The organism is Actinoplanes sp. NPDC051851, from assembly GCF_040681165.1.
GTDB lineage: Bacteria > Actinomycetota > Actinomycetes > Mycobacteriales > Micromonosporaceae > Actinoplanes.
Genome location: NZ_JBFAYF010000012.1, coordinates 21,114 through 43,540, shown reverse-complemented (window position 1 = coordinate 43,540; position 22,427 = coordinate 21,114). Strand labels below are relative to the sequence as shown.

General features: G+C 71.6%; 21 protein-coding genes. 1 reads left to right on the top strand and 20 read right to left on the bottom strand.

Annotation, left to right across the window (positions count from 1 at the left end; all coding sequences use genetic code 11):
• Nucleotides 1-48 precede the first annotated feature (48 nt).
• The 15 genes from nusB to AB0M08_RS14575 all read right to left on the bottom strand — a co-directional run bounded on the left by nusB (nt 49) and on the right by AB0M08_RS14575 (nt 14,461).
• Nucleotides 49-483 carry a transcription antitermination factor NusB gene (gene nusB / locus AB0M08_RS14645; RefSeq protein ID WP_364492647.1) on the bottom strand — a complete coding sequence of 145 codons (435 nt, stop codon included), beginning with the start codon at nt 481-483 and terminating at the stop codon, nt 49-51.
• Complete coding sequence (efp, locus tag AB0M08_RS14640) at nt 483-1,040, bottom strand: elongation factor P (protein WP_364492645.1); 558 nt, start codon at nt 1,038-1,040, stop codon at nt 483-485. The genes nusB and efp overlap by 1 nt, the downstream gene beginning before the upstream one ends.
• A gap of 78 nt (nt 1,041-1,118) precedes the next feature.
• Entirely contained in the window at nt 1,119-1,538 is a 420-nt protein-coding gene (gene aroQ / locus AB0M08_RS14635) for a type II 3-dehydroquinate dehydratase (protein WP_364492643.1), read from the bottom strand.
• Complete coding sequence (gene aroB, locus AB0M08_RS14630; RefSeq protein WP_364492641.1) at nt 1,535-2,608, bottom strand: 3-dehydroquinate synthase; 1,074 nt, start codon at nt 2,606-2,608, stop codon at nt 1,535-1,537. The genes aroQ and aroB overlap by 4 nt, the downstream gene beginning before the upstream one ends.
• 64 nt (nt 2,609-2,672) lie before the next feature.
• Complete coding sequence (locus AB0M08_RS14625) at nt 2,673-3,176, bottom strand: shikimate kinase (RefSeq protein WP_364492639.1); 504 nt, start codon at nt 3,174-3,176, stop codon at nt 2,673-2,675.
• Nucleotides 3,176-4,354 (bottom strand): chorismate synthase, encoded by a 1,179-nt coding sequence (gene aroC, locus AB0M08_RS14620; protein ID WP_364492637.1) that lies wholly within the window; start codon nt 4,352-4,354, stop codon nt 3,176-3,178. Before aroC ends, AB0M08_RS14625 begins: the two co-directional genes overlap by 1 nt.
• Nucleotides 4,355-4,533: 179 nt before the next feature.
• Entirely contained in the window at nt 4,534-5,442 is a 909-nt protein-coding gene (locus tag AB0M08_RS14615) for a shikimate dehydrogenase (protein WP_364492635.1), read from the bottom strand.
• Nucleotides 5,443-5,671: 229 nt separating this feature from the next.
• A complete protein-coding gene (gene mltG / locus AB0M08_RS14610; protein ID WP_364492633.1) occupies nt 5,672-6,847 on the bottom strand; it encodes an endolytic transglycosylase MltG in 1,176 nt (391 codons plus the stop codon).
• A 147-nt stretch (nt 6,848-6,994) separates the two neighbouring features.
• Nucleotides 6,995-8,176: an endolytic transglycosylase MltG gene (mltG, locus tag AB0M08_RS14605; RefSeq protein WP_364492631.1), complete on the bottom strand. Its 1,182-nt coding sequence runs from the start codon at nt 8,174-8,176 to the stop codon at nt 6,995-6,997.
• Entirely contained in the window at nt 8,177-8,638 is a 462-nt protein-coding gene (ruvX, locus tag AB0M08_RS14600; protein ID WP_364492629.1) for a Holliday junction resolvase RuvX, read from the bottom strand.
• Between the two features lie 251 nt (nt 8,639-8,889).
• Nucleotides 8,890-11,571: an alanine--tRNA ligase gene (alaS, locus tag AB0M08_RS14595; protein ID WP_364492627.1), complete on the bottom strand. Its 2,682-nt coding sequence runs from the start codon at nt 11,569-11,571 to the stop codon at nt 8,890-8,892.
• Nucleotides 11,568-11,858 carry a hypothetical protein gene (locus AB0M08_RS14590; protein WP_364492625.1) on the bottom strand — a complete coding sequence of 97 codons (291 nt, stop codon included), beginning with the start codon at nt 11,856-11,858 and terminating at the stop codon, nt 11,568-11,570. The genes alaS and AB0M08_RS14590 overlap by 4 nt, the downstream gene beginning before the upstream one ends.
• A 140-nt stretch (nt 11,859-11,998) precedes the next feature.
• The gene (locus tag AB0M08_RS14585) at nt 11,999-12,451 is read right to left on the bottom strand and encodes a DUF948 domain-containing protein (RefSeq protein WP_364492623.1); all 453 of its coding nucleotides are present in this window, start codon (nt 12,449-12,451) and stop codon (nt 11,999-12,001) included.
• Nucleotides 12,452-12,530: 79 nt separating this feature from the next.
• Entirely contained in the window at nt 12,531-13,505 is a 975-nt protein-coding gene (locus tag AB0M08_RS14580) for a hypothetical protein (protein WP_364492621.1), read from the bottom strand.
• 521 nt (nt 13,506-14,026) lie between these two features.
• A complete protein-coding gene (locus tag AB0M08_RS14575; RefSeq protein WP_364492619.1) occupies nt 14,027-14,461 on the bottom strand; it encodes a hypothetical protein in 435 nt (144 codons plus the stop codon).
• 349 nt (nt 14,462-14,810) lie between these two features.
• Here AB0M08_RS14575 and AB0M08_RS14570 point away from each other — a divergent pair, with 349 nt between their 5' ends.
• A complete protein-coding gene (locus AB0M08_RS14570) occupies nt 14,811-16,667 on the top strand; it encodes a hypothetical protein (RefSeq protein ID WP_364492617.1) in 1,857 nt (618 codons plus the stop codon).
• 899 nt (nt 16,668-17,566) lie between these two features.
• Here AB0M08_RS14570 and AB0M08_RS14565 read toward each other — a convergent pair.
• The 5 genes from AB0M08_RS14565 to AB0M08_RS14545 form a co-directional block, all read right to left on the bottom strand.
• On the bottom strand, nt 17,567-19,489 hold the full coding sequence (locus AB0M08_RS14565) for a replication-associated recombination protein A (protein ID WP_364492615.1): 1,923 nt from the start codon (nt 19,487-19,489) through the stop codon (nt 17,567-17,569).
• Nucleotides 19,490-19,612: 123 nt separating this feature from the next.
• Nucleotides 19,613-19,831, bottom strand: coding sequence for a hypothetical protein (locus tag AB0M08_RS14560; protein ID WP_364492613.1), 219 nt, complete (start codon nt 19,829-19,831; stop codon nt 19,613-19,615).
• Complete coding sequence (locus AB0M08_RS14555; protein ID WP_364492886.1) at nt 19,831-21,144, bottom strand: MFS transporter; 1,314 nt, start codon at nt 21,142-21,144, stop codon at nt 19,831-19,833. Before AB0M08_RS14555 ends, AB0M08_RS14560 begins: the two co-directional genes overlap by 1 nt.
• 2 nt (nt 21,145-21,146) lie before the next feature.
• Complete coding sequence (locus tag AB0M08_RS14550; RefSeq protein WP_364492612.1) at nt 21,147-21,791, bottom strand: helix-turn-helix domain-containing protein; 645 nt, start codon at nt 21,789-21,791, stop codon at nt 21,147-21,149.
• Nucleotides 21,792-21,920: 129 nt separating this feature from the next.
• Nucleotides 21,921-22,409, bottom strand: a complete 489-nt coding sequence (locus AB0M08_RS14545; RefSeq protein ID WP_364492610.1) for a GyrI-like domain-containing protein — start codon at nt 22,407-22,409, stop codon at nt 21,921-21,923.
• Nucleotides 22,410-22,427 lie beyond the last annotated feature (18 nt).

The window sequence follows — 22,427 nt, the reverse complement described above, 5'->3', positions numbered from 1 at the left end:
CGGCCCGGACCGCATAGGTCCAGGCCGTTTCGCCGTTTCCGGGACTGGTCAGCGCGTCGCGAACGCCGCGATCCGGTCCAGCAGGCCGTTGAGGAAGCGCGGGCTGTCGTCGGTGGACATCTCCTTCGCCAGCTCCACCGCCTCGGTGATCGCGACCGGGTCGTCGACCTCCGGCTGGTACAGCAACTCGTACACGGCGATCCGGGCCAGGTTGCGGTCGACCACCGGCATCCGGTCGATGGTCCAGCCCTCGGCGTAGCTGGCGATCAGCTCATCGACGCGGTCCAGGTGCTTCGCGACGCCCTCGATCAGGATCATCGCGTACGCCAGGTGCTCGGGGTGCGGCTTGGCGATCCGGTCCAGGTAGGTGACCAGCACCTCGCTCGGCGGGAGATCACGCATGTCCGCTTCGAAGAGCACGTCCAGCGCCCGCTTGCGCGCCTTGCGGCGTGCGAGCCGTTCCTTCTTGGGACCTTCCGCCATCAGCTGCGGCCGAGGTAGCGGCCGTCGCGGGTGTCGACCTTGATCTTCTCGCCGGTGGTGATGAAGAGCGGCACCTGAACGGTGGCGCCGGTCTCGATGGTGGCCGGCTTGGTGCCGCCGGTCGAGCGGTCGCCCTGCAGGCCCGGCTCGGTGTAGGTGACCTCGACGAAGACGCTGGTCGCCAGCTCGATGTAGAGCGGGACGCCCTCGTGCAGCGCGACGGTCGCCTCGGCCTCGGGCAGCAGGTAGTTCGCGTTGTCGCCGACGGTCGCGCCGGGGACGTGGATCTGCTCGTAGGTGTCCAGGTCCATGAAGACGTAGTCGTCGCCGTCCTGGTACAGGTACTGCATCGTGCGCTTGTCCACGGTCGCGGTCTCGACCTTGGTGCCCGCGTTGAAGGTCTTGTCGACGACCTTGCCGGTCAGGACATGCTTCAGCGTGGTGCGCACGAAGGCCGGACCCTTACCGGGCTTGACGTGCTGGAACTCAACGACGGACCACAGCTCCTTGTCGAGGTTGAGAACCAGGCCGTTCTTCAGGTCGTTGGTGGAAGCCATGTCCTGCCTTGATGTTTGACGCGGAAATCGGTGACCGAACCACTTTACCGGCGCTGACCAGGAGAGAGCGAATCGGGTCTACCGGGCGATATGCTCCAACGCCAGCCGGTAACCGTCGATACCGAGCCCGGCGATCACCCCGGTCGCCACTCCCGAGATGACCGAGTGGTGCCGCCACTCCTCCCGTTTGTGGATGTTCGAGAGGTGCACCTCGATCAGCTTTCCGCTCAGCAGCGCGCAGGCGTCCCGGATCGCGATGTTGTAGTGCGTCCACGCGGCCGGGTTCAGCACCACGTCGGCGCCCTCGTCGACCGCCTGGTGCAGCCAGTCGATCATCTCGTGGTCGGCGTTGGTCTGCCGCACCTCGACCGTCACGCCCAGGTCCTCGGCGGTGGTCAGGCAGAGGTCCACCAGGTCCTGGTAGGTCGTGGTGCCGTAGATGTCCGGTTCCCTGGTCCCGAGCCGGTTCAGGTTCGGCCCGTTCAACACGTAGATCATGCCGCCACCGCCTCGTACGCCCGCTCCAGCATCTCGTCGTCCGGCCCGGCCAGGACGCCCGGCTTCGCCAGGCCGTCCAGGACCACGAACCGCAGGGTCGCTGCCCGCGTCTTCTTGTCGACGCGCATCCCGGCCAGCAGTTCCTTCCAGGCTTCTCTCCGGTACGCCGTGGGCAGCCCCAGGCTCTCCAGGACGGCACGGTGCCGGGCCGCGGTCTCCTCGTCCAGCCGCCCGCTGAGCCGCCCCAGCTCGGCCGCGAAGATCATCCCGACCGCCACCGCGTGCCCGTGTTTCCAGGTGTACCGCTCCCGGCGCTCGATCGCGTGCCCCAGGGTGTGCCCGTAGTTCAGGATCTCCCGCAGCCCGGACTCCTTCAGGTCCACCCCGACGACGTCCGCCTTGACCTGGATCTTCCGTTCGATCAGCTCGCGCAGCACGGCGCCCCGCGGGTCCAGCGCCGCCGCAGGGTCCGCCTCGACCAGATCCAGGATCCTCGGGTCCGCGATGAACCCGCCCTTGACCACCTCGGCCAGCCCCGCCGCGATGTCCTCCCGCGGCAGCGTGTCCAGCGCGTCCAGGTCGCAGAGCACCCCGGCCGGCGGATGGAACGCGCCGACCAGGTTCTTCCCCGCGCCGATGTTGACCGCCGTCTTCCCGCCGACCGCGGCGTCCACCATCCCGGCCACCGAGGTGGAGACCGGCACCCAGCGGACCCCGCGCAGCCAGGCCGCCGCGACGTACCCGGCCAGGTCGGTGGTCGCTCCCCCGCCCACGCCGACCACCACGTCGGTCCGGGTGAACCCGGCGGCGCCGAGCTCGTCCCAGCACCGCGCCGCGACCTCGACGGTCTTCCCCTTCTCGGCGTCCGGCACCTCGATCGGCACCACGGTCCCGGCACCGGCCGCCTTCGCCACCGCCTCGGCCCGCTCCCGCAGCGTGGGAGGGTGAATCACCGCCACCCGCGCCGCACCGTCGATCAGGCCGGGCAGCTCACCTTCGAGCCCCCGCCCCACGATCACGTCATACGGGCGGTCTCCCGCCACCGAAATCCGCGTCACCACGGCCGTCACCCTATCCGCGCACCCGGCCCGCCCGTGGCCCGCGGTCGCCGCGTTCCACCTCCCGGACAGCGGGTCAGGTGGCGAGCAGGGCCACGACCTCGGGAGCGATCTCCTCCGCCTCGCGGCCGTCGGTGACCACCGTGTGCGTGGCGATCTCCAGATACAGCGGGCGGCGCTGCTCCAGCAGGTACTTCAGGGTGGCGCGCGGGTTCATCGCCAGCAGGGGGCGGCCGGCGCCCAGACCGACGCGCTTGATGGCGTCGGTCAGCTCGACCGAGAGGTAGACGACCGTGTGGCCGGCGAGGAGCCCACGGGTGCCCTCGTCCAGGATGGCGCCGCCGCCGAGCGCGAGCACGCCCGGGAACGAGGCCAGCGCCTCGGCCACCACCGTGCGCTCCAGCGCACGGAACGCGTCCTCGCCCTCGTCGACGAAGATCTCCGGGATCGGCTTGCCGGCCTGTTCCTCGATGATCGTGTCGGTGTCCGCGAAGCCGACCCCGAGGGCCTCGGCCACGGCGGCGCCGATCGTGGTCTTGCCGGCGCCCATCACGCCGACGACGACCGCGACCGGAGCCATCAGCGGATCACCAGGTTCTCGAGGTACGACGCCAGGTTGCGGCGGATCTCGGCGACCGAGTCGCCGCCGAACTTCTCGGTGGCCGCCTCGGCCAGCACCAGCGCGACCATCGCCTCGGCCACCACGGCGCCGGCCGGCACCGCGCAGACGTCGGAGCGCTGGTTGATCGCGGTGGTCGCCTCGCCGGTGACGATGTCGACGGTCTGCAGCGCCCGGTTCAGCGACGAGATCGGCTTGAGCGCGGCACGGACCCGCAGCGGCTCGCCGTTGGTGATGCCGCCCTCCAGGCCACCGGCCCGGTCGGTCACCCGCTTGACGCCCTCCGGGGTCGGGATGATCTCGTCGTGCGCCACCGAGCCCCGCGACCGGGCCTGGGTGAAGCCGTCGCCGATCTCCACACCCTTCACCGACTGGATGGACATCAGCGCGGTGGCCAGGCGGGCGTCGAGCTTGCGGTCCCACTGCACGTGCGAGCCGAGACCCGGCGGGATGTTGTACGCCAGGACCTCGACGATGCCGCCGAGGGTATCGGCGTCCTTCTTCGCGGCGTCGACCTCGGCGACCATCCGCGCGCTCGCCTCCGGGTCGAGGCAGCGCAGCGGGTCGGCGTCGATCCGGTCGAAGTCGTCCGGCGTCGGCACCAGGCCGGACTTCGCGGCGACCGAGCCCAGCTCGATCACGTGCGAGACGATCTCGATGCCGAGCGCCTGCCGGATCAGGTTCTTGGCGACCACGCCGACGGCGACGCGGGCCGCGGTCTCCCGGGCGCTGGCGCGCTCCAGGATCGGCCGGGCGTCGGTGTGGCCGTACTTCTGCATGCCGGCGAGGTCGGCGTGGCCGGGACGCGGACGGGTCAGCGCCTCGTTCCGCGACTGGGCGGCGAGCACCTCCGGGTCGACCGGGTCGGCGGCCATCACCGTCTCCCACTTGGGCCACTCGGTGTTGCCCACCCGGATCGCCACCGGGCTGCCCAGCGTCAGCCCGTGCCGGACGCCGCCGATGAAGTCGACCTCGTCCTGCTCGAACTTCATCCGGGCACCACGGCCGTAGCCGAGACGACGGCGTACGAGATCACGGGTGATGTCCGCGCTCGTCACCTCCACCCCGGCGGGAACACCCTCGAGCAGCGCGACAAGCGCCGGTCCGTGCGATTCACCTGCAGTCAGCCAGCGCAACACGGTTCACAGTCTGACACGGCGCGGAGACAGCCCGGCACGAGGTGGCCCGCATCCCACCCGGCGGACAGCGCGGCGCTCGTCACAGCATCGCCGAGCCGAGCCGCCGCGCGCCCAGGGTCGGGACCCAGGTGCAGCTCTCGCTCACGTCCTGCCTGGTCACCCTCGCGCCGACCCATCGGTCAGCGGTTGCGGGCGGCCTCGTCGAGGGCCTCGCGCATCGCCTGCTCCGGTGCCTCCTCGACGCCGGTGAACTGCTCGAACTGGCTCAGCGCCTGGGCCAGCAGCAGGTCCAGCCCGGAGGCGACCTGCACCTGAGCCGCGATCGCCGAGGCCGCCAGCGGGGTCGGCCACGGGTCGTAGATCGCGTCGAAGAACACCGTCCCGGCCCGCCAGGTCACCTCGCCGGCCAGCTGGTCGGCGGCGCCCTTGGGCACGGTCGAGATCACCGCGTCCGCCTCGAACGCGCCGGGCGCCTCGCTCCAGTCCAGGCCGGTCAGCGTCAGCCCGAGCGCACCGGCGACCGGCTCCAGCTCGGCCCGCGCCTCGGGACGCCGGGTGACCACGGTGACCACCTCGCCGCCGAGCTCGGCCGCCGCCGCCAGGGCCGCGCGGGCGGTGCCGCCGCCACCCAGGACGGTCAGCCGGGGCGGGTCCGTCTTGACCGCGTGCCGGCCGCGGCTGACGCCGAGACCCGCCTCACGGAGCACCCGGACCATGCCGAGGATGTCGGTGTTGTCGGCGTGCCAGCCGCCGTCCTCCTGCCGGACCAGCGTGTTCGCCACGCCCGCGGCGATCGCGGCCGGCGTCGCCGAGGTGGCCAGCTTGAGCGCGGCCTCCTTGAGCGGCATGGTCAGCGACAGCCCGGCCCACTCCGGCCCGAACCCGGCGACCAGGTCGGGCAGCTCCGACTCGGCGCACTCGATCGCCTCGTAGGACCACCCGGTGAGCCCGGAGGCGGTGAAGCCGGCACGGTGGATCACCGGCGAGAGCGAGTGGGCGATCGGCTTGCCGAGCACGGCGGCACGCCGCACGGGCGTGGATGGCTGCTCGCTGGAAAGCACAGCGGGTCCCGTCCTTGTCGTCGTCATAGGGTCGCCGCCGTAGTCTACGGAGTCCGTTCCCCAGCCCCGCACGGCGAACCGGCCGGGTCACGGTGGCATACCGTGAGCCGGCCGGTTCGGTTCGACGCGTCCTGGAGATCCATCGCCGACGAGCAGTTGCCGACGCCGGTGCGGCAGATCCGGTGGTAGTAGTTCGGCCCGCCGGGGCCGGCCTGCTCCAGGTCGCCGCCGCGGGCCGCGTCGAGCCGCTGCCCCGTCAGCAGAGCGGGATATCGTTCCTGCAGGCGAGCTGCCGGTTCTTCTCGTGGTCGGCGGCGGTCTTGCCGTACGCCATGGTGCCCTTGGTGTCGACGCTGATGAAGTAGTAGTACGGGAAGTTGACGGTCGGGCTCATCGCGCCCTTGAGCGCCGCCTCGCCCGGGTTCCCGATCGGCCCCGGCGGCAGCCCGGACTTGTCGTGCGTGTTGTACGGGTTCTTCGGGTCGTGCAGCTCCGACTGGGTGAGGTGCTCGGACGCCTTGACCTCCTTGCCGCTGATCCGCAGCCAGTAGTTGACCGTGCTGTCCAGCCCGAGGCAGTGGCAGTCGAAGTCGCCGTAGAGGCGGTTGTAGAGGACACGGGAGACCTTCGCCATGTCCGCGTCCTTGAGCGCCTCGGCCTGGGCGATCGACGCCACGATCAGGGCCTCGTACGGGGAGATCTTGCGCTGCTTCTCGACCGTGGAGACGAACTCCAGGTCCTCGGTGACCTTGACGAAGTGCCCGACGATCGTCTTCAGCACCCCGGTCGCGTCCGCCTTGGGGGAGAGCTCGTACGTGGCAGGGAAGAGGAAGCCCTCGATGTCGGCCTTGTCGGCCTTCTTGCCGTCGGTCCGGTTGAACCAGTAGTCCGGCACGCCGAGCCCGATCGGGTCCTTCGCGGCCTTCTGGAAGTCGGCCAGCGGGATCCCGGTGGCCTTGGCGAGTGCGTCGAGGCTCTGCTGGTACGTCAGCCCCTCCGGGAGGGTCACCTTGGTCACCCAGCGGTTCGCCGGGTCGAGGAGCGCGGTGAGCGCGTCGCTCGCCTTCATCTCCTTCTTGAGCTTGTACCAGCCGACCTGGATGTTCTTGCTCCGGGCGTTGTCCTTGGCCGCGTCGATGAAGGCGTCCGAGGAGGCGACCACCTTCTGCGTGTAGAGCATGTTGCCGATGTCGGTGGCCGAGTCGCCGGTCTTGACCTCCACGGCGACCTCGCCGCTGCCGGGGCCCGCGTAGTCGGCGTCGACGAAGAGGCCGCTCACCTTCCGGTAGCCGTACCAGGCACCGCCGGCGAGCAGGCCGAGCAGGACCAGCGTGAGGAAGAAGGCGGCGAACGAGCGGCCGCGCCGTGACCGTGCCGGGCGGGCCGCCCGTATCGGCTCCTCCTCCAACACGGATTCCAGATCGTCGAGCATCGTTCTCGCCTCCGGTGCATCTCCAGCTTTTTCAAAGCCCCTGGCTGGAACTACGACGCGAAGCGTGCCACGGATCGACGTCCGGCGCTATACACAGGTACGGCCGACCGGGTGAACCGGTCGGCCGTACGTGTCGGAATTGGCAGCTCAGCAGATCGGAATGCCGTTCTTGCAGGCCTTCTGGATATTCTTCTCATGATCGGCGTTGGTCACACCGAACGCGGTCTTACCCTTCTGGTCGATCGTCACGAAGAAGAAGTAATTGCTCTTCGGCGGGTTCATCGCACCCTTGAGCGCGGGGGCGCCGGGACTGCTGATCGGCCCGATCGCCATACCCTTGACGTCGTAGTTGTACGGATTCTTCGGGTCGTGCAACTCGGAGGCGAGAAGCTTCTCCGACGATTTCGCGTCCTTGCCGGAGATACGCAGCCAATAGTTCACCGTGCTGTCCAGCTGCAGACAGCTGCACGGGAAGTTCCCGGTGTACGCCCGGTTGTAGAGCACGCGGACCACCGGGCCCATGTCCTCGTCCAGCTTCGCCTCGACCTGGGCGATCGACGCGGCCACCAGCGCCTCGTACGGCGAGATCTTGAGCTTGGACTCCACCGTGTCGACGAAGTTCAGCTCCTCCATCTCGGCGTTGAAGTGCTTGATGATCTCCTTGAGGACGTCCTCGGCGGTGTCGTCCTTGGCGAACTCGTACGTCGCCGGGTAGAGGAAGCCCTCGATGTCCGTCTTGTTGACCTTCTTGCCGTCCCGGCGGGTGAACCAGTAGTCCGGGACGCCGAGCCCCTCCGGGTCCTTGGCGGCCTTCGTGAAGTCCGCCACCGGGATACCCGTCGCCTCCGACAGCCGATCGAAGATCTGCAGCGAGATGATCCCCTCAGGAATCGTCACCTTGTTGACGTTCTTGTTGTCCAGATCGAGCAGCGCCGTCACCGCGTCGCTGGCCTTCATCTGCTTCTTGAGCTTGTAAGAGCCGACTTGAATGCCGGTGCTCTTCGGATTGTCCTTGGCCGCGTTGATGAACGCCGCCGCGCTCTTCACCACATCGGCCTTGTAGAGCGTGCCGGCGATGTCGGTCGCGGTGTCACCGGTGGCCACCTCGACGACGGCCTCGCCGCTGCCCGGGCCCGGGTAGTCCTCCACCGTGAAGTAGTCGCGCACCCGGTCGAAGCCGTAGTAGGCCCCGCCGCCGAGCGCGCCGAACAGGAGGAGAACCATCGTGAAGGCGATCAGGGTACGACCCCGGCCGCCCTTCTTCTGCCGATGTCGCCATCGGCCGCGGTCGACGGCACCCTCGAACGCCAGATCCAGTTCGTCGATCACTTAAGTCTGCCTCCGCTGCGCGTCCAGCCAGCCCTGCAGGATCTCGACGGCGGCCGCCTGGTCGACGACCGCGCGCTGCCGGCGTCCGCGAACGCCCCGCTCACTCAGCCTACGGCTGGCCACGACGGTCGACATCCGCTCATCCGAGAGGACGACCGGCCGGGGTGTGAGCACCTCGGCGAGCTTCTGGACGTACGTCCGGACGTGGCCGGCCGCCACGCCCTCCCGCCCGTTGAGAGCCACCGGGAGCCCGACGACGACCTCGACCGCCTCGTGCTCGTCCGCGAGCCGGGCCAGCTCCGCCATGTCGGCGGGAATCGCGTCCTCGCCGCTCTGCTGGTCCCGTGCCACGGTCGCCACCGGACTGGCCAGAATGCCGTCCGGATCGCATTTCGCGACCCCGACACGGACCTGGCCCACATCCACCCCGAGGCGTACGCCCCGGGCGAAGCGTGGTGTCACGCTCTCACCCCGCACAGCAGCAACACGTCTCCCGTTCCCGATCACCACAAAGCTTAAGAACAACGAAAGGTGACCTCGATCGATGCCGTGCCACGCAATCGCGCCAAGAGCTTAACCGCTTCGCCGGGCGAAACCACGCCCCCCTGTGTGGGAGCTAGGCATTCTCAAGGAAAAGGAAAGGATCCGTCGCACAAGGCGACGGATCCATCACCGATATCTGATGATTCCTCGGCTCGCTGCGGGTCGCCCGCTCAGCTCGCCTCGGCCAGACTCTTCTCGATCGACGCCAGCAGTCGCGGAGCCTGGTCCGCCGGGATGCCGCCGCCCTGCGCGAGGTCGGCGTTGCCGCCGCCCCGGCCGGAGAGCGCACCCTTGACCAGGTCGGCCGCGGAGAGGCCCCGGCTCTTGGCGGCCGCGTTGATCGCCACGATCAGCGACGCCTTGCCGTTCGACCGCGACGTCACCGCGACGACCGCAGGGCGGGCCGGGTCGATCTTGCCGCGGATCTCCTGGGCCAGCGTGCGAACGTCGTTGCCGGCCGCGCCCTCCGGCGCCTCGGTGCCGACCCACGCCACGCCGTGCAGATCCTTCGACTGGTCCGCGAGGGCGCCCGCGCCGCCGAGCACCATCTGCGCCCGGAGCTTCTCCAGCTCCTTCTCGGCGTCCCGCAGCGCCGTGACGGTCTGCTCGACCCGGTCGGCCACCTGGTCCCCGGGAACCCGGAAGAGGTCCGCCAGACGGGACACCAGCAGGTGCTCCTTCGCCAGGTAGCCGAACGCGTCCAGACCGACCAGCGCCTCGACCCGGCGTACGCCGGAACCGATCGACGACTCGGTGAGGATCTTCACCAGGCCGAGCTGGCCGGAGCGCGACACGTGTGTGCCACCGCAGAGCTCGCGGGCGTAGTCGCCGACCTCGACGACCCGGACCTCGTCGCCGTACTTCTCGCCGAAGAGCGCCATCGCGCCGAGCCGCCGCGCCTCCTCCTGCGAGGTGACGAACGCGGTGACCTCGAGGTCGCGGAGCAGCACCTCGTTGATCTGCTGCTCGACGTCGAAGAGCACCGACGGGTTGACCGCGCCCGGCGTGTGGAAGTCGAACCGCAGCCGGCCCGGCGCGTTCAGCGAGCCCGCCTGGGTCGCCGACTCGCCGAGGAAGTTCCGCATGGTCTGGTGCACCAGGTGGGTCGCGGTGTGCGACCGGGAGATCGCCTTGCGCCGGGTGACGTCGATCTCGGCGAAACCGGTCTCGCCCGCGCGCACCTCGCCACGGATCACCCGCGCCTTGTGCACGATCAGGCCGGGGATCGGCTGCTGCACGTCGACGACCTCGAGCTGGCCGCTGCCGACCTTGATCACGCCGGTGTCGGCCTGCTGACCGCCGCCCTCGGCGTAGAACGGCGTGGTGTCCAGGACCAGCTCGACGAAGTCACCCTCGCCGGCCACCTCGATCCGGCCCTTCTCGCCGATCAGCGCCCGGACCCGGGACTCCCGGGTGATCTCCTGGTACCCGGTGAACTCGACCTTGCCGCCCGCGTCCAGCGCGGACCGGTACGCCGAGAGGTCCGCGTGGCCGGTCTTGCGCGCCGCCGCGTCCGCCTTCGCCCGGGCCCGCTGGTCGGCCATCAGCCGCCGGAAGCCCTCCTGGTCCACCTGCAGACCCTGCTCCTGCGCGATCTCCAGGGTCAGGTCGATCGGGAAGCCGTACGTGTCGTGCAGCTGGAACGCCTTGTCACCGGCGAGCTGCTTGCCACCGCTCGTCTTGGTGTCGGCGATCGCGGTGTCCAGGATCGTGGTGCCCGCCTTGAGCGTGGAGAGGAACGCGTCCTCCTCCGCGTACGCGTACGTGGAGATGCGGCCGAACTCCTCGGCGAGCTCCGGGTACGACGGGGACATGCAGTCGCGGGCGATCGGCAGCAGGATCGGCAGCGCCGGCTCCTGCCAGCCCAGCAGGCGGATCGCCCGGATCGCCCGGCGCATGATCCGGCGCAGCACATAGCCGCGGCCCTCGTTCGACGGGACCACGCCGTCGCCGATCAGCATCAGCGCGGTCCGCACGTGGTCCGCGATCACCCGCAGGCGTACGTCGTCCGGGTGCGACTCGCCCGCCACGTGGCCGGAGTGCGCGCCGTACTTCTTCCCGGTCAGCTCCGCGGCCTTCGCCAGGATCGGGTGGACCTCGTCGATCTCGTACAGGTTGTCGACGCCCTGCAGGATCGACGCGATCCGCTCCAGGCCCATGCCGGTGTCGATGTTCTGCTTCGGCAGATCGGCGACGATCCGGAAGTTCTCCTTCGAGGTCACATCGGTGATCTCGTGCTGCATGAAGACCAGGTTCCAGAACTCCATGAACCGGTCCTCGTCGACCTCCGGGCCACCGTCCCGGCCGTACTGCGGGCCACGGTCGTAGAAGAGCTCCGAACACGGGCCCGCCGGGCCCGGGATGCCCATCGACCAGAAGTTGTCCTTCTTGCCCCGGCGCACGATCCGCTCGGACGGCATCCCGGTCTTCTTCCAGATCTCGATCGCCTCGTCGTCGTCGAGGTAGACCGTCGCCCAGATCCGCTCCGGGTCCAGACCGAAACCACCCTGCTCGACCGGCTTCGTGGAGAGCTCCCACGCGAGCGGGATCGCGCCCGCCTTGAAGTAGTCGCCGAACGAGAAGTTCCCGTTCATCTGGAAGAACGTGCCGTGCCGCGACGTCTTGCCGACCTCGTCGATGTCCGGCGTCCGGATGCACTTCTGCACGCTCGCGGCCCGCGAGTACGGCGGGGTCTGCTGCCCGAGGAAGAACGGCACGAACTGCACCATGCCGGCGTTGATGAAGAGCAGGTTCGGGTCGTCGATGGCCGGCAGCGGGGCACTCGGGACCACCGTGTGCCCGTTGGCCTCGAAATGCGCCAGAAAGCGCCGCTTGACTTCCGCCGTTTTCATCGAATTCCCTCCTGGAAACCGGGCCGCGTGTCCTCGCGCAGCTCGGCGAACTTGTCCTCGTACAGCTCCCCGTTGGCGAACGCCTCGTGGATCTGCTGTTCCCGCTCGGCCATGCCGTCGCGGACGTCTTCCACGAAGCTACGCAGCGACTCGACGAGCCCGCCAGCGGATTCCGACAGCGAGGTCGCGATCCCGGTGGGGGTGAACTCTTCGGCCTTCTGGGTGAGCTTGCGCACGACGATGGCGCCGACCGCCAGGCCGACACCGAGCCAGAGCAGGCGCTTCATGGCAGCGATCCCCTATCTGCTTCTTCTTCTCGCTCTTCCGAGGGCTCAGCTTCTCCGGCCGCTCAGCTTCTCCGGCCGCTCAACGTTCGTCACACCGCTCAGCGTCTTCATCACACGCTCAGCGCCCGCGCACGCCCGCTCTAGCGGCCGGTCTTGCGGCGCTTGAGCTCGGCGCGGACCTCGCGGTCCTCCTCGGCCGCACGGCGCGCGTTGGTCGCCTTACGCAGGCCGTACCCGAAGGAGGCGACCTTGACCAGCGGGTTCGCCGCCGCCGCGGAGACCACGGTGACCAGGTTCGCGACGTTGGCGGTGATGTTCTGCACGTGCTCGGTCATCGTGTCGACCTTGGCCAGCTGAACATTGACGCCGTCCAAAGAGACCTGAACCTGTCCGAGCGCGGTGTTCACATTCTCCACGGTCGTGTTGACGTTGCCGAGCAGCGGCCCGGTACGGTCCACCACCTCGTTGATCCCCCGGGTCGCGGCGTCCACGGTCCGCCCCAGCTTGAGGATCGGCACGGCGAGCACCAGCACGAGCATCAGGAAGGCGCCCGCCGCGATCAGACCTGCGATTTCTCCGGCGTTGGCGTTCATGTAGCGCGTCTCCTCTTCGGGTGGTCACGGTTTCGGCGGCACAACGTGCAGACCCTACCGTCCGTGACCACCGCCCGCCTCACGACGCCTCTGGTGTCGGAGCCAAGAGTGGATCGTCGGTCCCCAGGATCGGATCCGGCGTCTCGCCGACCGGCCCCGGATTGGTGTCGGTCTTGCCCCGCTCGTCCGCGATCGCGTTCCGCACCTTGATACTGACCGACGACCCGTCGCACTCCTCCACGGAGGTCTCCCCCGCTTCCGCCTCCTCGGACCCGGCCTCCGGCACCGCCTCGGCGGCCACCTGATCGACCGCGCACCCGGGCAGGCTCACATACAGGTCCAGAGTGAACTCGTCCCGCTTCCAGCAGCTGTAGAGCCCCTCGTCCGCGTTGACCGCCGTCTCCGGGCAGTCGGCGACCTTCCACGAGGTCCACCCCGCCTTCTTGAGCGCCGTGGTGTACGCCTCCGAGGTCTCCTTGAACGGCCGCTCCGAATCCGCGACCCGCTCCCGGAACCGGCAGTCCATGAAGCACCAGCGGTTGCCGCTCCCCTGGTCATCGACGTTCTTGTCGGCCCACGAGGGCACACTCAGCGCGTCCAGCGAGGCGAAGACCGGGTCGCTGCTCATCGCCCGCAGCCCGAAGAAGGCCGGCAGCACCAGCAGCACCACGATCGCCAGCGTGGAGAGCGTGCCCAACCGGAGCCGCCGCTGCGTCCGCAACTTCCGGCGCAGTTCGCTCAGCCCACCCTCGGCCTCGTCACCGGCGTCGTCCGCGTCCGCCCGGCCGCCCTTGTCCGACCGTGCCGCCTGATCCGGCCCCGCGCCACTCCCCGGCCGCCCACCGGAGTCCGGTCCGCCGCCGATCCCGGGCCGGCCGCCGGCGGCCGGCCCCGCGCCGCTCCCCGCCCTCGCGGCCGAGTCCAGCCGATCGGGCTGACCCTTCTCCGGGGCGACGACAGCTCCGGTTCCCACCGCGGTCGGCACCGTGGTCCCCGCCCGCCGAACCGCGACCGTCCCGGTGTCCTCCCCGGCCGGAACCACGATGCCGGGCACGGAGGCACCACCGCGCGCCGTACCCCCGGGAACGACAGCCGCACCGGCCACCGCCCGCCCGGGCACACTCGCACCACCGACGACGGCCGCGCCCGCCGCTCCCGGCACACCCGCCGACCCCGGCGCCCCGGCACCTCCCGGTACTCCGGCACCTCCCGGCACTCCGGTGTTTGCCGGGGCGCCCGCCGCACCGACAGCTTTCGTTGCACCGACGGCTCCCGAAACTCCGCCAGGACCCGGCACACCCGCCGACCCGGTTACCCCGGCTGCTCCGACCGCTCCGGCTCCCGCTGCTCCGGCGACGCTCGCGGCACCCGTGACACCGCCCGGAACGCTCGCGGCGCCCTTGCCCGGACCACCGCGCCGGGGGCCACCCGTTCCACGGCCGCCCATGCCGGATCCGGCCCTGCCGGGGCCACCCGGCCCGGCCTCGTCAGCAACGTCGGGACCTGCACCACCCGGTCCAGCGGCACCCAGGATCGGGGCACTGCCCGGGACCGGGGCTTTTCCCGGGCCCGCCATCACTCCGGCACCACGTGCCGGCCCACCAGGAACCATCGCTGCACCGCGCCCTGACCCACCGGCTCCGCCAGGCCCACCAGGCCCACCAGGCCCACCGGGCCCGCCAGGGCTTCCAGGCCCGCCAGGTGATCCGGATCCACCCGGGCCACCCGCTCCGCCAGGCCCACCCTGCCCGCCAGGCCCGCCAGGCCCGTTGGGGCCACCCGATCCGTTGGGACCACCGGGCCCGTTGAGACCACCCGGTCCGGCTGCGGCACCGGGACCACGCGCCCCGCCCCTCGGAGGGCCACCGGCGGGTCCACCGGGCATCCCGCCAGGCCCACCCGGCCCTCCGGGGCCGCCACGGCCACCGGGGCCGCCCGGACCGCCCTGTCCCAGCTCTCCCTGACCGGGACCGGCCTGTCCCGGACCGCCGGGCGCTCCCGGCTTGCCACGCCGCGGTCCCGGCGCCTGGCCCGGACCGGGCCCCCGCCGTCCGCCCGGCTGTCCCTGCTCGGGGCCGGCTGCCCGTCGGCCCGTCGCCTGGCCCTGTTCCGGGCCGCCCATGCCCGCCGCGAAGCCCTGGCTGCTCTCCGGGCCCGCTCCGTGCCGCCCGGCCGGCTCCCCGGCCGGGAAGCCCTGACTCGTCTCGGGACCGGCGCCGTGCCGGCCGCCCCGCTCCGGACCACCCGTTCCCGCGGCGAAGCCCTGACTCGTCTCCCCGCCGGAACCATGCCGGCCACCACGCTCGGAACCGGTACCCGGCCCTGCCGCGAAGCCCTGACCGCCCTCCGGAGCGGCGCCGTGCCGGCCGCCGCTACCCGTTCCCGCGGCGAAGCCCTGACTCGTCTCCGCACCGGAACCATGCCGGCCACCACGCTCGGAGCCGTAGCCCTCCCCCGCGGCGAAGCCCTGGCTGCTCTCCGGACCGGAGCCGTGCCGGCCACCCATCCCGGTGGCGCCGAAGGCCTGACTCTGCTCCGGGCCCGCGAAGCCGGTGGCACCGAACGCCTGGCTCTGCTCGGGACCCGCACCACGGCGGCCGATCTGTTCCGGACTCTGTGCCTGCTCCGGCACCGCCCGGCGACGTCGGCCACCACGCCCCTGCCCGGGACCGTCAGGTCCCTCGGGCACGCCAGGACCACCCGGTCCACCGGGCCACCCACCCGCACCGGCCGGGAACGCCTGACTGTGCTCGGAACCGCCCATGCCCGCGGGGAAGCCCTGGCTCTGCTCCGGGCCGCCCATCGGGAAGCCCTGGCTCTGCTCCGGGCCGCCCGTCGGGAAGCCCTGGCTCTGGTCGGGGCCCGGGCCGCCATAGCCACCGGGACCGCCCGAGCGACGGCCGGAACCCGACACCGGACGGGCGCCACCGGCATCGCGGCGTCCGGGCTGCCCCGGACCGCCGGCAGCGTGCGCCGCGTGCTCATGAGCGGCCGGGTCACCGTTGACCTCGTCGCCGACCTGGTCGTCGAACGGGTTGCCGGAGGCGGGGGAGATCGGGTGGGCCGGGCGGCGCCCCGGACCGGGCTGGCCGGGCACCATCACTCCGGGAGCGCCGTTGTCGCCGCGCGTGCCGTTACCGGGGCCCTGCTGCGGGCCACGCCGGATGACTCCGGACGTGCTCTCCGCCATCGCGCCGGCTCGTCCGGGCACCGCGGGTGCGCGAACACCCTGCGGCCCGGGGACCACCGGGGGCGCAACGGCGGCGGCAGCGCGAACCGGGCGGCCGTCACCGGGGCCGATCCGGCGAGGAGAGGGCACGCTGGGCTGGCCGGGCTGCGCCCCGCCATACTCCGGGCCGCCCTGGGCGTCCTCGTCGGGCCCGCGACGGGTGACCCGGTTGTCGCGGATCACGAAGTTGTGCGTACCGGTGTCGGCACCCGCCTCACGCGGGCCGTCCTCGGCCGGGCCGCTGCGCCGCATCGGAAGGTTCTCGCCCGGCACCTGGCCGGGACCGCCGATCAGGCCGGGTCCCTGCGGCAGGCCACCCGCCCGGCGCGGGTCGTCCGGACCCTGCGGACCGGCGGCTCGCCGGGCACCGCCGGGACCGCCCCCCGGCACCTGGCCCGCACCACGGGGATCGCCCTGGCCCTGCGGCCGGGCGCCGTACACCCCGTCGCGGCGGGGCCCCTCGGCGGGAGCACCGTAGACGCCGGCCGGAGCACCGGAGACCGGGCCCGCAGTACCGCTCTGCCATCCGTCGGGCGCGCCGGAGACCGGACGCGGGAAACCCTGCCGGCCGTCCGGGGCACCCGAGACCGGGCCGACCGCGCCGCCGGGCATGCCGTCGGACTCGTCCCTGGCCCGCCGGTTCCGGCCGCGGCTGTTCCGCTCCTCCGGCGACATCTCGCTCTGCTCGACCGCGGCGCGACGGCCGCGACGGCCGCTGGGCTCGCCCGGGACGGCCTGAGCGCCGTAGACCCCGCCCTGCACCGGGCCGGTCGGACCGGACTGCATCGGACCGGGCCGCTCGGGACCGGGCTGCTCGCCCGGGATCGGGCCGGTTTGGTACACCGCGGGCGGGACCACGTCGGTCTGGTACGCACCAGGCGGAATCGGACCGGACTGGTAGACACCCGGCGGCACCGCGCCGGTGTGCTGACCCGCGGCGCCCTGCTCGGACAGCCGGAATCGGTCGCGGGCCGGACCCGCCGGTGAGGTGGGCCGCACGCCCGGGCCCGAGCCACGGGGCGGGCGGGCGACCGGGATCTCCGGAGCGTTCCCGGAGCGCGGCACCACGACTCCACCCGCCGGCGTCGTGCCGGTGGGGTCACCCTGCGGCGGGCTGACGTCACCTAGATCCGCCGGTCGGCGGCCACTCTGCCCCATGCCTGAAGAGCCTGGTCCGCCGGGAGCGCCCGGACCAGCCGGAAGGCCCCCGTTTCCGGGCGGGCCACCCGGGCCCTGCTGCCCTCCATAGACCTGGGGGTTGCCCGGGCCCTGCGGACCGCCGCGGCGCCCGCGAGGCTGCTGGCCGGCCGCACCCGGGTCGCCGGGCGGGAACCCAGGGGGTGCCTGCCCCATCTGGCCGGGTGAGACCGGGCCGGCCGGGAACTGACCGGGACGCTGCGGCATCGCGGGCCCAGCGGCCGGCGACACCTGGCCGGGCATGCCGGGACCGGAAGGGATCGGACCGGAACGATGCCCCGGACCCTGCTGGGGGGCACCGCCGGGCTGGTTCTGCCACGGGCCCGCCGCGAACTCGGCCGAGCCGGACTGCCAGGCGGGCTCGGCGTGGCCGGGCGCGTCCGGAGCCTCGCCCGGGGACGGGGCTTCATCGTCCCCGTCGAAGCCCGCGCCGAACCCGGGCAGGTCACCCTCGTCGGGCACATCGTCCGGTCCGGGCGCCAGCCGCCCGGACTTGCTGGTCCGCGCCTCGCCCGGCCGGGTGCCGGGGCCGATCGCCCCGGCCTGCTCCTTGACCGTACGCAGGTCGTCGAGCCAGCCGGTCTCCTCCTGCGAGATCTCCACCGGGGCAACGGGCTGTTCGGCACGGGCACGCCCGAAGCGCCGGCCCTTCTTGCCGCCCTTGAGTCCGGAGTCCTCGTCGGGCCCGTTCACGGCTGTTCCTTCCCGGCGGCGTCGCCGCTGTCATCTGACCGCTTATCGTCACCCTGGGCGTTCTCTCCGCCCGGGTCTGTCCCGTCGTCCGCCGAACCTGTTCGCACCGGTCCGGCAGCCTCCTTCGGTTCCACGGTTCGCGGCTTCCTGCCGTTCAACCTCGCGCCACCCGGCTTGGTTCCGCCCGGTCTGCTCGTTTCGCCCGGTGTCACGCCGCCGGACGTCGCACCGGCCGGCTCCGCGCCGCCCGGTCTCACGTCGTCTGACGTCATCACGTCTGACTTCACGCTCTCAGTCCTGGTCTCGCCCTCAGCTCCGGTCCCCTCCGACGCCACGACGTCCGGCGTCACCACGACGTCCGGCGTGATGACGTCCGGCGTGGTGACGTCCGGTGCCGGATCGGCCGGCTTCGCTCCGTCCGGTGGTGCCGGAGGCGGCGACGCCGAGTCCGACGAAGACTGTGACGCATCAGTGGCCGGAGCACCACCCGCCGCGCGGCTCACACCGCCCGCCGAAGCGGCACCCGGCCGGCCCGCGCCCACGGGGCCACCGAGGCCCCGGACGATGCGCCGCAGTCTCGGCACCCGCTCCCCGACCGCGCGCTCCGCACCGTGATCGGTCGGCCGATAGTAGTCGGTTCCCACCAGATCATCCGGAACGTACTGCTGCCGGACGACACCACGCGGATCGTCGTGCGGGTATCGATAGCCGAGACCGTGACCGAGGCCCTTCGAACCCGGGTAGTGCGCATCCCGCAGATGCGACGGCACCGGCCCGCCACGACCGGCCCGGACGTCCGCCATCGCGGCGCCGATGGCCGTGGTGACGCTGTTCGACTTCGGCGCGGTCGCCACGTGCACGACGGCCTGGGCCAGATTGAGCTGGGCCTCGGGCATGCCGATCAACTGAACGGCCTGGGCCGCGGCGGTCGCCACCAGCAGCGCCTGCGGATCGGCCATCCCGACGTCCTCGCTCGCGAAGATCACGATCCGCCGGGCGATGAACCGCGGGTCCTCGCCGGCGACCAGCATCCGGGCCAGGTAGTGCAGTGCCGCGTCCGGGTCACTGCCTCGCATGCTCTTGATGAAGGCGCTGGTCACGTCGTAGTGCGCGTCGCCGTCCCGGTCGTAGCGCACGGCGGCGACGTCGACGGCACGCTCCGCGGTGGCGAGATCGATCTCCGTGGCCCCTTGCGCCAGGGCGGATCCGGCGGCGGCTTCCAGCGCCGTCAGAGCTTTGCGTACGTCACCCGACGCCAGCCGTACGACATGGTTCTCGGCCTCCGCGGCGAGGGTGACCGCGCCACCCAGCCCACGCGGGTCGGAGACCGCACGGCGGATGAGACGGCGCACGTCGTCCTCGTCGAGCGCCTGGAGAGTGAGGAGCACGCAGCGGGAGAGCAACGGCGAGATCACCGAGAAGTAGGGGTTCTCGGTCGTCGCCGCGAGCAACGTGACCGTCCGGTCCTCGACCGCCGCGAGCAGCGAGTCCTGCTGGGTCTTGCTGAAGCGGTGCACCTCGTCGATGAAGAGCACCGTGGGCGGCCCGCCCGAACGGCGCTGGCGGCGCGCGGTGTCGATCACGGCACGGACGTCCTTGACGCCCGCCGTCAGCGCGGACATGGCCACGAACTTGCGGTCGGTGGCGTGCGCGACGAGGTGCGCGATGGTGGTCTTACCGGTGCCCGGCGGACCCCAGAGGATCACCGACATCGGGCTGGTCCCGGTGACCAGCTGGCGCAACGGGGCGCCCGGGGCGAGCAGATGCTCCTGTCCGACCAGTTCGTCGAGGCCGGCCGGGCGCATCCGCACAGGCAGTGGCGCATCGGCCGCCGGCGAGCCGAATCCGGTCTCGACGCCGGTACTCGCCGTGGTCGTCAGACCCGGCTGCGCGAGGGAGAAGAGACCTTCGGTGTCCATCAGAAACGACAGTACCGGGCGGCCGGGGCCGATCCGAAATGCTGTCCGGCGCCTGTGGACACGCTCCCGGCCCGCGAGCGCTCAGTCACTGAGCGTGCATGCGCGGGCCGGGACACGCCGGCATCAGCCGCGACCGGGACGACGGCCGTAGAACCGGCGGCCGCCGGTGCCGGAGCCGGCGCCCGGGCCGCTGCCCACGCCCGCCAGGTACAGGGAGATCAACAGCAGGCCGAGCGAGGCCATGGTGGAGAAGTTGAACAGGTCGGGGGCACCGAAGTTGGTGTCGAGCAGGTCGGCGAGCAGGTAGATGCCGAAGACGACGGCTGCGGCGATGGCGAGCATCAGATTCCTCCGGGGGTGAGAGCCGATGCTGGAGTGGTACCCCCGTCGATGGGTTCGCGAAACGTGGGCCTCACCAGATAGAGGGGTGCGGCGACGGCCAGCACGACGGCGCCCACCACGATCGCCGCACTGACGCTGACACTCTGTGCAATAGCGGTCAGCATGATCGAGCCGACCGAGAAGCCGGGCTGCCCGACCATGGAGTTGAGCGAGAGCAGACTCGTCCGGTACTCCCCCTCCGCCTGCCGGTGCAGCAGCGACATGTGGATCGGGCTGGACGCGCCGTGCGCCGCGTAGGTGAACAGGAACCCGGTGATCACCCCGACCGGACCGGCGAGCAGCCCCATCCCGACGATGCCCAGTCCCAGCGCGATCCGCATGGCGAAACCGGCCCAGGGCCCGCCGATCCGGCGGACGAGCAGCGGGATGAGCGCGGCACCGGCCGCCGAGGCCGCCCACCCCGCCGAGCTGACCGGGCCCATCAGGGCGGCCGCCGAGTCCGGGTCGCCCATCACCTCGCTGAGCCGGACCGGCATCAGCTTCTCGAAGGTGACCATGCCGAAGCTCCAGAACACCTCCACAATGATCAGCGCGAACACCACCCGCGACCGGCGGACCACCCCGAGCGCGGAGGCGATCGCCGTGGGCACGCCCCGGAGCGAGGCGGCCAGTGCCGCCCTCCCCCGCACCGGACCGCCGTCGCCCGTCGTCGCGCCGCCCCCGAGCGCGGGACGCTCCTCGCTCATCAGCAGTGCCACCGCCAGCGTGCTCACCCCGCTCAGGGCCAGGGCCAGCACGACGGGCACGGTCAGCGCGCTCATCGGCCCGATCGGCCCGAGCCAGACCAGCCCGCCGCTGACGAGAGCCGTCCCGGCGATCGCGAGGCTCAGCACCACCGAGCTGTGGCTCAGCCCGGATTCGATGTCGGCGTCCGGGTCGGCGGCGAGCGCCTGATCGACATACCACGAGTCGAGCGGACCGCTGTCGAGCGCCCGGTAGACCCCCTGTAACAGCCAGCCCAGCGCGAAGAGCGCCACCGAGTCGGCCACACACATCACCGCCAGCGCGACCAGATTGATCACGCCGGCCGCCAGCAGCACCGGCCGGCGGCCGAGCGCGTCGGCGAGACCACCGGTGGGCAGCTCCAGGATCAGCACGACGAAGCCCTGGACCGCGCCGACCATACCGGCCTGCGCGATGGTGAGCCCACGCTCCAGCGGCAGCAGCACGAGCACCGGGATCGTGAGCCCCACCGGCAGCCAGCGCAGGGCGATCAACAGGAGGAACCGGAAGCGGGCCTGACGCGCGGACATGCTCACGTGTCCTCCCTCGCGCCGTCCTCCGCCGCGTCCCCCGCGGCCGCGCCCTCCCCCGCGACCGGTCCGTGCGGCCCGACCCGGGGCAGAGCCGCCAGGTAGAGCGAGATCGCCCGCGACCCGGGCCGCGGATCGTCGGCGGCCTCCGCGCGATACCGCTCGATCACCACTTCCAGGTCGGCCAGCAGGCTCCCGACCCGGGCGACGTCGAGGGTCAGCAGGTAATCGGAGATCTCGCCGGCGTCGCGCCACTCGGCCGGCTCCCCGGGGATCGCCTGCCGCCAGGCCTGCGCCAGCTCCGCGAACCGGCTCACCTGGTGCCGCTCCAGCCACTCGGCGGCCGCGGTCGCGTCCGGGTCGCCCTCGTAGTAGCTCCGTCGCCAGCTGGACATGTCGTGCGCGGCCCGCCACCAGCGCTGCCGGCCGCCGCCCGGTCGCGCGATGTCGAGCACCAGCCCCACCTCGGCCAGCTGGCGCAGGTGATAGCTGGTGGCGCCGGTGTTGGTCGCCAGTCCCACGGCCAGCTGGGTGGCCGTGGCGGGACCGTGCATCCGCAGCTCACCCAGCAGCCGCAGACGCAGCGGGTGGGCGAGTGCCCGGATCTGCCGCCCGCTCAGATTCACCTGACTCAGTTCCTCCGCCATGCCTCCACAATAACCATGCAAAGAAATTGTGCAAAGAGATTGTGGATGATCTTCTCCGATGTCTAGGCTTCCGGTACGCATCAGGCCCCGGGCTCCACGCGGAGAAGCCCGGGGCTCAGGAGAGAAAGATCAGTCGGCCAGCTTGAAGAGCAGCACCGTCTCCCACTTGTGCATGTCGGGCTGCTCCGCCGGGCTGGTCATCAGCATCTCGATCCGGCAGCCCCACAGCTCGCCGGTCGGGGTGGGAGTCATGTCCCAGGTCAGGCCGTTGTGCCGGGCCCAGTCGAGCAGGCGGGCGGTGACCGCCATGAGTTGATCGGGGTGCCCGACGTGCGAAACCGTGGCGTAGCGGCCGGCCGGCAGCGTGTCGGTGAAATCGGGCGCGGCGACCGTGACCGGGCCGGCGACCGGGATGCCGGCCTCGACCACCATCTCCGCCGCCATGTCGATCATGCGGTAACGGAAGAAGGGCGCCCCCGCGACCGGGACGCCCCGGCGAGCCAGACCGGCGAACATCGTGGGCAGATGATCGGCGACCCTGGCGAACTCGGTCATCCTGATCGACTCGCGGCGCCCGACGTAGGGTTGCTCAGCACATTGGACGATGGTCGGCTCCACGCCGATCAGTGTCACAGG